The organism is Moraxella pluranimalium (assembly GCF_002014825.1).
Lineage (GTDB): Bacteria > Pseudomonadota > Gammaproteobacteria > Pseudomonadales > Moraxellaceae > Moraxella > Moraxella pluranimalium.
In genome coordinates this window covers 113,061-127,011 of record NZ_MUYU01000005.1, presented here as the reverse complement: position 1 = coordinate 127,011, position 13,951 = coordinate 113,061, and the positions used below count along the sequence as shown (strand labels likewise).

14 protein-coding genes are annotated in these 13,951 nt (G+C 45.2%); 9 read left to right on the top strand and 5 right to left on the bottom strand.

Annotated elements, in window-relative coordinates; translation table 11 throughout:
- Window positions 1-202 precede the first annotated feature (202 nt).
- From B0680_RS01120 to B0680_RS01105, 4 genes are all read left to right on the top strand, one after another.
- Window positions 203-2,035, top strand: coding sequence for a phosphoenolpyruvate carboxykinase (GTP) (locus B0680_RS01120; protein WP_078253211.1), 1,833 nt, complete (start codon window positions 203-205; stop codon window positions 2,033-2,035).
- 160 nt (window positions 2,036-2,195) lie between these two features.
- Window positions 2,196-2,528: a YbaB/EbfC family nucleoid-associated protein gene (locus B0680_RS01115; RefSeq protein ID WP_078253210.1), complete on the top strand. Its 333-nt coding sequence runs from the start codon at window positions 2,196-2,198 to the stop codon at window positions 2,526-2,528.
- 2 nt (window positions 2,529-2,530) lie between these two features.
- Window positions 2,531-3,124, top strand: a complete 594-nt coding sequence (gene recR / locus B0680_RS01110; RefSeq protein WP_078253209.1) for a recombination mediator RecR — start codon at window positions 2,531-2,533, stop codon at window positions 3,122-3,124.
- Between the two features lie 53 nt (window positions 3,125-3,177).
- On the top strand, window positions 3,178-4,413 hold the full coding sequence (locus tag B0680_RS01105; protein ID WP_078253208.1) for a ribonuclease D: 1,236 nt from the start codon (window positions 3,178-3,180) through the stop codon (window positions 4,411-4,413).
- Between the two features lie 156 nt (window positions 4,414-4,569).
- Here the strand turns inward: B0680_RS01105 and B0680_RS01100 are convergent, their stop codons facing one another.
- The 3 genes from B0680_RS01100 to nrdB all read right to left on the bottom strand — a co-directional run bounded on the left by B0680_RS01100 (window position 4,570) and on the right by nrdB (window position 6,861).
- The gene (locus B0680_RS01100; RefSeq protein WP_078253207.1) at window positions 4,570-5,301 is read right to left on the bottom strand and encodes a hypothetical protein; all 732 of its coding nucleotides are present in this window, start codon (window positions 5,299-5,301) and stop codon (window positions 4,570-4,572) included.
- A 10-nt stretch (window positions 5,302-5,311) separates the two neighbouring features.
- Window positions 5,312-5,614, bottom strand: coding sequence for a 2Fe-2S iron-sulfur cluster-binding protein (locus B0680_RS01095; RefSeq protein ID WP_078253206.1), 303 nt, complete (start codon window positions 5,612-5,614; stop codon window positions 5,312-5,314).
- A 116-nt stretch (window positions 5,615-5,730) separates the two neighbouring features.
- Window positions 5,731-6,861: a class Ia ribonucleoside-diphosphate reductase subunit beta gene (nrdB, locus tag B0680_RS01090; RefSeq protein WP_078253205.1), complete on the bottom strand. Its 1,131-nt coding sequence runs from the start codon at window positions 6,859-6,861 to the stop codon at window positions 5,731-5,733.
- A gap of 372 nt (window positions 6,862-7,233) precedes the next feature.
- Here nrdB and B0680_RS01085 point away from each other — a divergent pair, with 372 nt between their 5' ends.
- On the top strand, window positions 7,234-7,653 hold the full coding sequence (locus B0680_RS01085) for an ACP-like domain-containing protein (protein WP_078253204.1): 420 nt from the start codon (window positions 7,234-7,236) through the stop codon (window positions 7,651-7,653).
- An 85-nt stretch (window positions 7,654-7,738) separates the two neighbouring features.
- Here B0680_RS01085 and B0680_RS01080 read toward each other — a convergent pair whose 3' ends face one another.
- A complete protein-coding gene (locus B0680_RS01080) occupies window positions 7,739-8,974 on the bottom strand; it encodes an O-succinylhomoserine sulfhydrylase (protein ID WP_078253203.1) in 1,236 nt (411 codons plus the stop codon).
- Between the two features lie 247 nt (window positions 8,975-9,221).
- Here B0680_RS01080 and B0680_RS01075 point away from each other — a divergent pair, with 247 nt between their 5' ends.
- Window positions 9,222-10,295 carry a sulfate ABC transporter substrate-binding protein gene (locus B0680_RS01075; protein WP_078253202.1) on the top strand — a complete coding sequence of 358 codons (1,074 nt, stop codon included), beginning with the start codon at window positions 9,222-9,224 and terminating at the stop codon, window positions 10,293-10,295.
- A 218-nt stretch (window positions 10,296-10,513) separates the two neighbouring features.
- Complete coding sequence (locus B0680_RS01070; RefSeq protein ID WP_078253201.1) at window positions 10,514-11,566, top strand: sulfate ABC transporter substrate-binding protein; 1,053 nt, start codon at window positions 10,514-10,516, stop codon at window positions 11,564-11,566.
- Window positions 11,567-11,679: 113 nt separating this feature from the next.
- Here B0680_RS01070 and B0680_RS01065 read toward each other — a convergent pair whose 3' ends face one another.
- On the bottom strand, window positions 11,680-12,123 hold the full coding sequence (locus B0680_RS01065; RefSeq protein WP_078253200.1) for a hypothetical protein: 444 nt from the start codon (window positions 12,121-12,123) through the stop codon (window positions 11,680-11,682).
- A gap of 370 nt (window positions 12,124-12,493) precedes the next feature.
- On the opposite strand from B0680_RS01065, the gene cysT reads away from it, so the two are divergent.
- On the top strand, window positions 12,494-13,378 hold the full coding sequence (gene cysT, locus B0680_RS01060; RefSeq protein ID WP_078253199.1) for a sulfate ABC transporter permease subunit CysT: 885 nt from the start codon (window positions 12,494-12,496) through the stop codon (window positions 13,376-13,378).
- 66 nt (window positions 13,379-13,444) lie between these two features.
- A complete protein-coding gene (locus B0680_RS01055) occupies window positions 13,445-13,930 on the top strand; it encodes a GNAT family N-acetyltransferase (RefSeq protein ID WP_078253198.1) in 486 nt (161 codons plus the stop codon).
- Window positions 13,931-13,951: the final 21 nt, after the last annotated feature.

Genomic DNA, 13,951 nt, shown 5'->3' with positions numbered 1-13,951 from the left:
AAAAGGCGTGCTAAGTTTATATGTTTACAAAATACTACCATTTTTTTATACAATAATACTTACTATTTTTGGCAATTTGTGCTTTAATATCGCTTTGTCGCAGGCCTGCATTGTTTTGTTACACTTTTGCAGGCTTGTCAAGATTTGCCAATGATGAGCCGAGCTTGTCATTGTGCGTTTAATTTCTAAAATGAGATTCAACATGACTGCAACAATTACTGCTCCAGAATTTGTCCGTCACCAAGCCCTAATTGACTGGGTTGCCCAAATCGCTGCACTAACCAAGCCTGCCAACATCGAATGGTGCGATGGCTCGGATGAAGAAAATCAGCGCCTACTTGACCTGATGATCGCCAATGGCACTATGGTTAAGCTCAACGACGAAAAACACCCAAATTCATACCTAGCATTCTCTGATCCATCAGATGTTGCTCGTGTCGAAGATCGCACTTTTATCTGTTCTGAAAAAGAAATTGACGCTGGCGCAACCAACAACTGGGAAGAGCCAGCAGCCATGCGTGCCAAACTAAACAAGCTGTTTGATGGCTGTATGGCGGGTCGTACCATGTATGTCGTGCCATTTAGCATGGGTCCGCTGGGTAGCCACATCGCTCATATCGGTATCGAGATTACTGACTCGCCTTATGTGGTTGTTAGTATGCGTAAGATGGCTCGCATGGGCAAGGCTGTTTATGATGTGCTAGGCACTGATGGTGAATTTGTTCCTTGCGTACACTCGGTAGGCAAACCACTAGCAGCAGGCGAACAAGATGTCGCTTGGCCATGCAATGATGACAAATACATCGTCCACTATCCAGAGACTCGTGAAATCTGGTCATATGGTTCAGGTTATGGTGGCAATGCCCTACTTGGCAAAAAATGCCTAGCGCTACGCATCGCATCAGCGATGGGTCGTGAACAAGGCTGGCTGGCTGAACATATGCTAATCCTAGGCGTAACTAGCCCAGAAGGCAAAAAACACTACATCGCTGCTGCATTCCCATCAGCGTGTGGTAAGACCAACTTTGCAATGCTTATCCCACCAGCAGGCTACGAAGGCTGGAAAGTGGAAACCGTCGGTGACGACATCGCTTGGATCAAGCCATCAGCAGACGGCAAGCTATACGCCATCAACCCTGAAGCAGGTTTCTTTGGCGTCGCTCCTGGTACGAACACCAAGACCAACTCAAACTGCATGAGCACGCTTGTCTCTGATGTTATCTACACCAACGTCGCTGTCACCGAAGATGGTGAAGTATGGTGGGAAGGCAAAACCAAAGAAACCCCTGCCAACCTAACTAACTGGAAGCGTCAGCCACACACAGGCGAAGAGCGTGCAGCACACGCCAATGCTCGCTTTACTGTATCAGCAGCGCAATGCCCATCAATCGACCCACAATGGGAAAATCCTGAAGGCGTGCCTATCTCTGCCTTTATCTTTGGCGGTCGTCGTGCGGACACTGTGCCACTGGTGTCTGAAGCCTTTGACTGGGTGGATGGCGTGTACAAGGCAGCGACAATGGGCTCTGAAACCACCGCTGCTGCGACTGGTGCACAAGGCGTTGTCCGTCGTGACCCATTTGCCATGCTACCATTTGCAGGCTACAATATGGCAGACTACTTCAGCCACTGGCTAGAAATGGGCGAAAGCATCGGTGCAAAAGCTGCCGCTGCTGGCAACAGCCTACCAAAAATGTTCAAAGTCAACTGGTTCCGTCGTGACGAAAATGGTGACTTTGTATGGCCGGGCTTTGGTCAAAATATGCGTGTATTGCAGTGGATCATCGAACGCTGTGAAGGCACTGCCAATGCAGTTCAGACTCCGATTGGCCTAGTACCAACCTATGATGACATCAACTGGGATCAGTCTGACTTTAGCAAAGCGCAGTTTGAGCTTGTGACTAGCCAAGACAAAGATCTATGGATCAAAGAGCTTGAAAGCCACGCTGAGCTATTTGACAAACTTGGCGAGCGTATGCCTGAAGCACTAAAAGCGCACAACGCCAAGCTAATGGCTGATGTTAAAGCATCATAATTTGGCTTAAGCTTTTATCAAGCAATCCCCAAGAAATTTCTTGGGGATTTTTTATGACCGTATTCCACCCATAAAGGCATCGGCATGGACTAGCAAGATTTTTCCAAGTCGTGATTTTGTGTTATAATACCCAAATTCTTTTTTTGATTTAGGATTGATTATGAACATTCAAGCTCTCATGCAACAAGCCCAAGCCATGCAAAAGCAAGTCGAAAAAAATGTCGAAGCTGCCAAAGCAAGCCTTGCCACCAAAGAAGTGCACGGCGAAGCGGGTAATGGCTTGGTCAAAGTTACCATGACAGGTCGTCATGTCATCAAACGCCTATCTATCGACCCTAGCCTAATGGGTGATGAGCCTGATATGATTGAAGATTTGGTCGCTGCTGCTGTCAATGATGCGGTTCGTCAAGCAGATGCATTGTACGAAGAAGTAATGGCTAGTGCAACCACTGGCATGGGTCTACCACCTAGCATGAAAGGCTTGTTCGGCTAATCATGCTCACCCCAAAGCTTGACAAGCTCATCAAAGAGCTACAAATCTTACCCAGCGTCGGGCAAAAATCCGCTCAACGCATGGCACTGCATCTGTTAACCAAAAAGCGTGCTCAAGGCATCAGCCTAGCCCAGACGCTTGAGATTGCCATGCGTGAGATTGCCGAATGTAGCCACTGCCATTCATTCAGTGATGATGAGATTTGCCCCATCTGCGCCGACCCACGCCGTGATGATGGCTTACTTTGCGTGGTTGAGAGTGCGTCCGATGTGATGGCAATCGAGCAAAGTGGCGCCTATCGTGGCAAGTATTTTGTGCTTGGCGGTCATCTCTCCCCCATTGATGGCGTGAATGCGGACGATTTGCACATTGACGAGCTTGTCTTTCGTGCCAAAAATCAGCACATCCATGAGCTGATTTTGGCGACCAGTGCCACCGTCGAAGGTCAGACGACGGCATTTTTTATTTATGATGCGGTGCGTCAGCACATTCCGACCATCACCCGTCTCGCTCAAGGCATCCCAATGGGTGGCGAGCTTGAATATGTCGATAGCCTAACTTTGCACCAAGCACTACAAAATCGTGGCTCAATTTAACAACTGCTTATCCATCTTATTTATCCCATTTTTCGCTAGAAATTCATCATCTTATGACCGATACGCCCAATTTTGATTTCCCAAAAGCTACCATCACCGAGCAAAATCTCAATGAGCTTGACAAGCTGCCTGTACATTGGGTGCAGACCGAGCATGAGCTGTATCAGCTGATTGATGAGATTGACGGCGTTGATGTGGTTGCTTTGGATACTGAGTTTATCAAGCGTACCACTTATTATCCGATTTTGGCATTGGCGCAGGTCAATACTGGCAAGGCGATTTATTTGGTGGATGCGCCAAAGCTTGATTTGACCGAGTTTTGGGAAGCGTTAATCGAAGTGCCGACGATGGTATGGTATGCCTGCGGTGAAGATTTGGGCATTTTTTATTTGCTTGCCAAATGCCCTGCTTTGACCAATGTCTTTGATGTGCAAATCGGCGTGGCTTATCTGACAGGCAAAATGCAAGCTGGCTACAGTCAAGCGGTGAGTGAGATTTTGGGCATTGAAGTGGATAAAGGCGAGAGCCAATCCAACTGGCTGACCCGCCCTTTGACCAGCCATCAAGAACGCTATGCCGCCAATGATGTACGCTATTTGCTAGCACTGTATCAAGCGGTACAAGATGAGCTAATCAAGCGTCAAGTGCTTGACTGCGCCATCGAAGACAGTCATCACTACGCCCGTGAGCTACACCAAATCCAAAATCAAGCGGATGATACGCTGTATCTTGACTTATTAGCACCGATTTATAATCGCCGTCAAATCGGTGTCCTACAACAGCTCACCCAATGGCGTGAAGCTTTGGCACGGGCGACCAATGAGCCCAAGACCTTTGTGATTGGTAAGCAAGCGTTGCGTGAAATCGTCCTTGAGATGCCTGACAACATCAAGCAGCTAGCACGCACCACCATCAATCGTGCCGCTCTGCGTCGCTATGGCGAAGAGATTGTGCGTATCATTCGCCAAGTCAAAGCCACCAGCGAAGACAACTTGCCACCGCTACCACCACCAACTTATCATAGCAAAGATAAACCGTTCAAAAATCCGCTCAATGACATCATCCAAGCCTATGAGCTCAAGCATCACATCCCTGCCAATTTGTTATTAAAAAATCGCTGGGTGAATGAACTGCTTGTTGTTGCAGCTTATGATGGTGATATCGAGACTCTATCGCCAGAATTACTCGGCTATCGCAAAGCATTAGTCGTGGATGAAATTTTACCCCTATTAAAAGAATACAAGGCGCATATTTTGCAAGTATTTGCCCAGCCTGTGTATGAGCCTTGATTGACTGATAATTGGCTTAAAATTTGATTGATTGATAAGTTATTTGCTTGATAATTAAGCTGATGGATTGGCGTAATGATGGATAATTTAACAATCAAAATCCGAATAATAGCTATTGTAAGTGGCAATCAGGTAGCACAAGCCCTTAATTAGCCCTTAATTGCTCGTCTGCGAACGCACCAGCGCAGCCAAAAATTCCATCAGCACCGCCTTATCAACGGCTTTGGTATTAATCACATAGTGCTTATCAGCCACTGCCATCTCTACGCTATAATACACGACGCCTTTTTTGTCCAAAAATCGCTCAAAGGTCATCGGCACGCCAAGCACCTGTTCATTCATCAGCTCATCAATCAGCACCAAGGGCTTGTCGGCACTAAGCTTGGATTCAATGATTTCGATGCGACCTTTGGTATTGGGATTTTCATACAGGCGGTACATTGCCGAATACGCATTTGCCACCATCTCGCCTTCGTACTCACGCCCTGTCAGCACAAAGCCCGCCGGCACAAGCGTACGAAGCGGTGCAGGGGTGAAATTCAGCGGCTGCTTACGCCCAAAACGATAAGTCATCTTGGCATGGGTCGCCTGCTTAAACTGCGTCGTCAGCACCCCTGCCTTACTGCCATCATGGTGTAGTCGCTCGATTTGGGCACTGATTTGTGATGGATTGGCAACATTGGCATCGGCCAGCTTAACATAGTGTACATAGCTTGGCTTGGCGATGCTTTGGACTTGTGGTGTGCTGACAGGGATGGTTTCGGTGCTTGCTTGGACTTGCTTAGATGAACCACGCCAAAACAGCACACCCGTACCAACACCAAGTACGCACGCACTCAGTGCCAATACTGCCAGCGTGCGTTTGTTGTCAAGTTTCTCAAAATTCATCCGCACAGCCCTATTCGTCGCTTTTATCAGTAAATAAAGAAAGTTGCCCATCATTTGCCAAATAACTGACGCACAGTGTACCCGTCGCCTTACAGCAACACGCCAGCACTTCGTCATCATCAAGCATAGCAATGGGCGGCTTGGTATAGTACAGCTCGCCTGTCTTAGCGGTGACACGCATGCGGCATGAGCCACAATACCCCTGACGGCACTCATAACGCACCTGCTGATGCTCAGTGCGTATCATGCCATCCAGCAAGGTTTCATGCTCATGCAAATAAAACCGCATCTCGTCTGTAAATACCCAGCCCATATGATTTGTCTTTTTATTATATAATTTTTTTAATCAATCAAAATATATCGACCAATAATCGGTCATATCTATAAAATTGGGCTTGTCATCAACAAGCCCATCTCGTCATTCGCCAATTATAACTCAAAATCATCCAAATCCACATCATCCAAATCAGCATCAATCTGACCAACCAGATATGTAGTGATTTCGGTTTCTTGTGGGGCGACTTGGACATTGTCCGATGACAGCCAAGTGTTAATCCACGGAATTGGGTTATTTTTGGTCTCAAAAATTGTCGGCAAGCCAATCGCCACCATGCGAGTATTGGTGATAAATTCGACATATTGGCACAGAATATCACGATTAAGCCCAATCATTGAGCCGTCTTTGAACAGATAATCCGCCCATGCTTTTTCTTGCTCGGCGGCACTGCGGAAAATCGCAATCGCTTCTTCTTGGCACGCTTCGGCAATCGCCATCATCTCAGGGTCATCTTTGCCTTGACGCATCAGATTGATGATGTGCTGTGTGCCATTTAGGTGCAAGGCTTCATCACGGGCAATCATCTTGATGATTTTGGCATTGCCTTCCATCAATTTACGCTCGGCAAAGGCAAATGAACATGCAAACGATACATAAAAACGAATCGCTTCAAGCACATTGACCGCCACAATGCACAGATACAGTTGTTTTTTAAGATTGTGTAGCGTAACTTCATAAGTTTCGCCATCGACTTGATAAGTGCCTTCGCCGTGCAAATCATATAGCTTGGCACAAGTATGCAAATCATCATAATATCTAGCAATGTCGGTCGCACGCTCTAGGATGTGCTGATTGTCAATAATATCATCAAAAATCTTGCTCGGGTCATTGACGACATTACGGATGATGTGCGTATAGCTACGAGAGTGAATGGTCTCGCTAAACGACCAAGTCTCAATCCAAGTCTCAAGCTCAGGAATTGACACAAGTGGCAATAGCACCACATTCGGACTACGACCTTGGATACTATCGAGCAAGGTTTGATATTTTAGATTGCTTAAAAAGATATGCTGTTCGTGAGCGGATAATTCAGCAAAATCGATACGGTCTTTTGAGACATCAATTTCTTCGGGACGCCAAAAGAACGAGAGTTGCTTTTCGATTAATTGCTCAAAAATCGGGTGTTTTTGTTGGTCATAGCGAGAGACATTGACTGGCTGACCAAAGAACATTGGCTCTTTTAAGACATCGTTTTTATTTTGGCAAAAAATAGAATAATGCATGACTACACCCAATTTAGCAAATCACACTCACCCCCAATTCGTTCGATGAGCAACATTTCAAATTGGCTATATTACCACAAATGAATAGCCCTTTACCACAAATTGATGATGTTTTGGCAGGTTTGCTTTGATTTTTTTTCGATTATTAATCCATCGCATCGACGGCTTATATGGATTGGCATGGCAACCAATTTTATGCTTTATTATGAAATAAAATTCATCAAACAGTTATATCACTGTGTGACAACTGAAATATTTTATTACATTTGTTACACTGAAAATCAATGAGTTAATGGGTAAAATCACATCATCGATGATGGATTTCGTCGATGATTATTAATTGTTAGTTAATCATAAAAAAGGTGATTGATGATGAAAACTGTATTTAAATTCATCCCAGTAATCGCACTTGCTCTTGGTAGTACAGCAGCTTTGGCAAACTCTGCCCCACATTCGGATGCCGACCAAGCCCGTAAAAACACCGTCAAAACTCGCACGGTGAGCTACAGCTGTCAAGGTGGCAAAAAAGTCGCTGTCAAATACGGCTTTAATAAACAAAATTTACCGACTTATGCTCAAGTATCTTTGAATGGCAAAACTCGCTTTATGCCGATTAATCTAAACCGTAGCGATGCCATCGGCACGGTGTTTGGCGATGAAGACAATTTCAGCCTAAGCGGTGCTGTCGATGCTGATTCACTAACCTTTAAAAATGTCCGCAAATCAAGCGTCAACATCCAAAGCCCGGGTTCTGAAATCATCTATAAAGGCTGTACGGCTCGTAAACGCTGATATGCTGACTGGCAAATCGTAAAAATTGATCCACAAAAAAATGGTTCGAGCATATTGCCGAACCATTTTTTATCATCACATCAGATTACAGTGCATCCAAGCCCCGTGCCAAATCATTGATGATATCACGAGCGTCTTCGAGCCCAACAGACAGACGAATCAAGCCATCAGTCACGCCTGCTTCGATGCGCTGCTCTGGCGTCATGCGAAAATGCGTGGTGGTCGCAGGATGAGTGATGGTCGATTTGGCATCGCCTAAGTTATTGGTAATGCTAATCACTTTGGTGCTGTCAATCACCTGCCATGCTGCCACTTGGTCTGCCACTTCAAAGCCAATAATCGCCCCAAATGCACCGCCTTGTACATCCAGTGCGGTATGTTGGCGTTTGGCAATTTGGTGGCTTGGATGGCTTGGCAAGCCCGAAAAATGCACTTTTGTCACCTTTGGATGATTGGCAAGAAACTTAGCAACTTGATTGGCATTCTCGCAGTGCGCTTTCATGCGTAGCGATAAAGTCTCAAGCCCCTTTAATAGCACCCACGCATTAAACGGCGACAGACTGATACCGCCGGTACGCACCACGCCAAACGCCTTTTCCATCAGCTCATCTGAGCCAACCAAAGCACCGCCAAGCACTCGCCCTTGACCATCGATATATTTACTCGCCGAGTGGATGACCACATCCGCCCCCAGCTCAAGCGGTTTTTGGATGGCGGGCGTAGCAAAGCAGTTATCGACGATTAATAGTGCATCGTTCTCATGTGCAAGTTTACTTAAGAATGTCAAATCAGCAATCTGCGCCAAGGGATTGCTTGGGCTTTCGCAGTACAGCACCCGAGTATTGGGCTTGATTGCCTGTGTCCATGCATCATTATCAAAGCAATCGACATAACTAACTTCCACGCCAAATGCCTTAAAATAAGTGTCAAACAACGCCACCGATGAGCCAAATAACTGCTTGGCACACAGCAGATGGTCGCCTGCTTTAAGGTAAGCTAGGCACATGGTCAAAATCGCCCCCATGCCGCTTGCAGTCGCCACACAGCGTTTACCATTTTCAAGTAATGCTAAACGACGCTCAAAAGCGCGCACGGTTGGATTGGTATGGCGGCTATAGACATTGCCCTTTTTATTGCCATTAAAATGGTCGGCAGCATCGGCAGCCGAGCGATAGACATAGCTACTGGTGGTAAAAATCGCTTCACTGTGCTCACCTTCATCGGTGCGGTGATAGCCACCACGCACCGCCAAAGTCTGCTCAAAAAAACCTAAGCTTGGGTCAAGCGCATCAGATTGCCAGTTTGGGTCAAGTTGGGTCATGAGTTATCCTAATTGTTGAAATTTGATGGTAAATATACGCACTTAGCATAGCATATTTTTGGCAAAATAGCAGTAATTCGCCACGCTGTCAGAACCCCGCCCAAGCCTGATGCCATCGCATAAATTCCTGTTTGGAAAATACAAAGTCTATATTGGTGTTAGAGTTTCATAATGAATTTTTGTAAAGTATGCTCGTTTCATAAGCTTTGGCTTATGATGAATATTCACGATACCATAGGTAAAGACAATGACAACTTTTAAAACCACCAAACTACTTGCAGTCACCTTAGGCGCAAGCCTTGCCCTTACCGCTTGCTCAAAATCTGAACAAAAAACCGAAACCACCGAACCTACCAAGACCGAAACCACAACGGCGGCAGGTGGGATTGAGCTACTGAATGTCTCATACGATGTATCACGAGATTTTTATAAAGATTATAATGAAATCTTCAAAAAGCACTATCTAGCACAGCATCCAGATGCCAAGATTGAAATCAAACAATCACACGGCGGCTCAAGTAAGCAAGCGCTATCTGTGAAGAATGGCTTACAAGCAGATGTGGCGACCATGAACCAAGGCTCTGACATCGAACTACTGGCTGATGCCAAATTGGTCGATGCCAACTGGCGTCAAGAATTCCCAAATAACGCCATTCCATTTACCAGTACCATCGTCTTTTTGGTGCGTGAAGGCAATCCAAAAGGCGTCAAAGACTGGAACGACCTAGCCACTAAAGGCACTGAAATCGTCATCGCCAACCCAAAAACCACCGGCAACGGCCGCTATGCATTCTTGGGCGCTTATGGCTATGGTCTGCATAGCTTTAATAAAGACGAAACCAAAACCAAAGAGTTCGCCAAACAGCTACTTAGTAATGTCAAAGTCTTTGAAAACGGTGGCCGTGCTGCAACCACCACCTTTGCACAGCGTGGCATCGGTGATGTGCTCATCACCTTTGAAAATGAAGCCAATGTCATCAAAGGCAAATTTGGCAATGTCGAGATTATTTATCCAAGCTACACAGTCAATGCCGAGAACCCTGTCGCAGTGGTCAAATCCGTCACTGATAGCAAAGGCACAACCGACGCTGCCAAAGAGTACCTAAACTACCTGTACAGCGACGAAGCGCAAGAGCTTGCGACCAAATTCTACCTACGCCCAAGCAATGCTGACATCCTAGCCAAGCACCAAGACCAATTCCCTGCGATGACGACATTTTTCCCAAATGAAGTCTTTGGCGATTGGGCAAGCATCATGAGCACTTATTTTAGCGAAGGTGGTATTTATGACCAGCTTGCTGTTGAAGCGCAAAAGCAATAAATCTACTCTTATCTATCATCACCATCAGCCAAGTGTTCGCTTGGCTGATTTTTTGTGCTTGGGATTTTAAAGCGGGCAATTAATTTGAAAAAAAATGACATTTGCGCACTTATACCATTTTAGAATAATAAAGCTAGATTTTTGAGTTTTAAAAATTTGGTCATTTTCGCTAAAGTATGCCTATCGAATATCCGAAGTTGATTGTTAAGGAAAATCCAATGAAATACGCAAAAAGTCTAAGCCTAAGCGCACTTGCCATCGCAAGCATCATCGGTCTATCAGCCTGCTCAAAGTCTGAACCAGTCCAAAGCACCCAAGCATCGACAGGCACCAATCAGATTGAGCTACTCAATGTCTCTTATGATGTCTCACGAGATTTTTATAAAGAATACAATGAGTTATTCATCAAGCATTATAAAACTACCAATCCCGATGTCACCGTCAGCATCAAGCAATCACACGGTGGCTCAAGCAAACAAGCCCTATCGGTCGCCAACGGACTACAAGCCGATGTCGTCACCATGAACCAAAATTCGGACATTGATTTATTGGTCAGCAAAAATCTCATCAGCAGTAATTGGCAAGAAAAACTACCAAATAAAGCCGTACCTTACACCAGTGCGACGGTGTTTCTCGTGCGTGCAGGCAACCCAAAAGGCATCAAAGACTGGTCGGATCTCACCCGTAATGACATCCAAATCGTCCTACCCAACCCAAAAACATCGGGCAACGGTCGCTATGCATTCTTGGGCGCTTATGGCTATGGTCTGCATACCTTTAATAAAGACGAAGCCAAGACCGATGAGTTTATCAAAACCCTACTTGGCAATGTCGCTGTGTTCGACAGTGGCGGTCGTGCTGCGACGACGACCTTTACCCAGCGTGGTATCGGTGATGTGCTCGTCACCGCCGAAAACGAAGCCAACCACATCGCTCATAGCCTAAACAAAGGTGAATTTGAAGTCGTCTATCCAAGCTACACAGTCGCCACCGAGAACCCTGTAGCGGTCGTCGAAGCTGTCACCACCAAAAAAGCTAGCGAAAAAGTCGCTCATGACTATTTAGAGTATCTATACAGTGATGAAGGTCAAGAGCTGGCAGCCAAACTGTATCTACGCCCAAGCAATCCTGATATCCTAGCTAAGCACAGCGATAGATTCCCACAGATGACGACATTTTTGGTGGGTGATGTCTTTGGTGCATGGGATAGCGTGATGAAGACTTATTTTGCTGATGGCGGCAAGTTTGATCGTTTAGCGATTAAGCAGTAATCAGCATACGATATACAACACCTTTGATAACACCTTGCTATTTGGCAAGGTGTTGTTGTTTGTGATGGGTTGGGTTTTGATGGTGCATTATGCACCCTGCTGAACTAGTGCAATCAATGATTTTTGTAACAGTAGCCATCTGGTTCCCAGACTAAATAAAAAGACAGCCACCCTGTGTACTCATCTCCTGGGAAAATTCTTAGAGATGTTTTTCCTTTACAAAAAAGCTGTTCGTCAGTCAGCTGATTACCAACACTCGCTTCAGTCCATTGATTGGATTGCCTAAGATCATCTACTACTGCCCGATATTGTTCAATCGAAATGTTTTCAAATGTGTAATCAAGAACCGTCGGTCCATTACATCTAAGAACAGGTCTAATCTCTGTTGGTTGCCCCAATGGCCGAGTGATATGGTTCATATCCGCATAAAACTCGTCCATTAATAAGCATCCAGGGACATAAGTATAAAGATTGTATATAGCTCCAAGCGCTGCAAGACCCAGAAAAACATATAATTTGGTATTATTCTGAAAATAATTTTTATGGTAATTTATCATGGGCTATCTCGATTTACATCTTACAATCTCTGATTTTTTTGAGTGCATAGGGTGCACACCGTGCACCATTAACCAGTGGTTTTTTTTGATGGTGCATGGTATGTACCCTGCTGTACTACCAATTCCACAGTACCGCCTTTATATCCACAATTTCACCATCATAACATGACACCTTTATGTATCAAATAGCATCATTGGATGTTTTTGTTTATTTTATGCTTAGAACAGCCCATCGCATGGCATAAATTCCAATATCGAAAATAAAAAGTCCATTTTGTTAGTAGTGTTTTGGTGGGTGATATTTTAAAGTACGCTATCAAATATATTATCCATTATCATTGATTTAGCAGTCGCCATCACAGGATTTATTATGAGTGTGTCATCATCCACCAACCAACCCAAAAACCGCGCCCGTCGTGTGATGCCGTTTTTTGGGCTAAGCCTTGGTGTTAGCGTGTTTGCCCTATCGCTATTGGTTGTGTTGCCTTTTGCGATGATGATTTTGACGACGCTTGAGATGGGCTTTACTGATATCATTCGCACCATCCGTGAGCCACAGGTCTTTGCTGCCATCAAGCTATCACTGAGTATGGCTGCGCTTGCCACCTTGACCAATGTCATCTTTGGCACGCTGATTGCTTGGGTGCTTGTGCGTTATGACTTTTGGGGCAAATCTATCATCAATGCCTTAGTTGATTTACCTTTCGCCCTACCGACAGCGGTGACTGGTATTGCGCTTGCGACACTATACGCACCCAATGGGCTATTTGGTCAGTGGTTTAGCAAGGTTGGCATTGCCTTGACTGGTGAGCCGATTAAAATTGCCTTTACACCGATTGGCATTTGGCTTGCACTCGTTGTCGTCAGCTTCCCTTTCATTGTGCGTGCAGTACAGCCTGTCTTAGCAGAATTATCTGTCGAATTTGAAGAAGCGGCGGCAGTGATGGGCGCATCTCGCTTGACGACATTTCGCCGTGTGGTATTGCCTGAGATTACCCCTGCGATTTTGATTGGCTCGGGGATGATGTTCGCTCGTGCGACAGGTGAATACGGCTCGGTGATTTTTATTGCTGGTAATATCCCGATGCAATCAGAAATCCTGCCCTTAATTATCGTCTCAAAGCTTGAGCAATTTGATGTGGCAGGTGCGTCTTGTGTGGCGCTGTTTATGCTCCTTGTGTCGCTTATCGTGCTGTTTGCCATTAACTTTGCTCAGTGGAAATTGTCGGCACGGCTTGGGGCAAAGACCAATTAAGTAGGTGCGTCATACGCACCAAAATATATAAAAATTAAGTAGTTAGACTTTTAACAAGGAAAAATAATGAACCTAATACTTGCTAAATTTACCCAAAATGATTTTTTGGATTATTACCGATTGGTCGGTGATGAAAAGGTCATGGCGATGATTACCGAAAGAGCCATTCCATTACAAGAAGCCAAAACAGATTTTGAGAACGAACTCAAAAAGAATGAGATACACCCTGATTTTGGCATTTTTAAAATTCTCAATCAGGAAAATGGCGTGTTTATTGGTTTGGCAAAATTGGAAATCCAAACATCGGACAGTACCGAAGCCGAACTTGGTTATATGCTATTGCCTGAATATTGGGGCAAGGGCATAGCAGGGAAAATTGCCAAAGAATTGATAGCATTTGCCCAGCAGCAAAAGCAATTAACACGGCTGTTTGCCATTATTGACCCAAAAAATCTACCTTCTCGTAAAATATTGACCAATAATGGTTTTGTTCATCAAGAATACAAAGACTTTGATGGACTTGATGGCGAGATTTTGGCATTGAAGTTGTAAGGTGCGTATCATACACCCTAC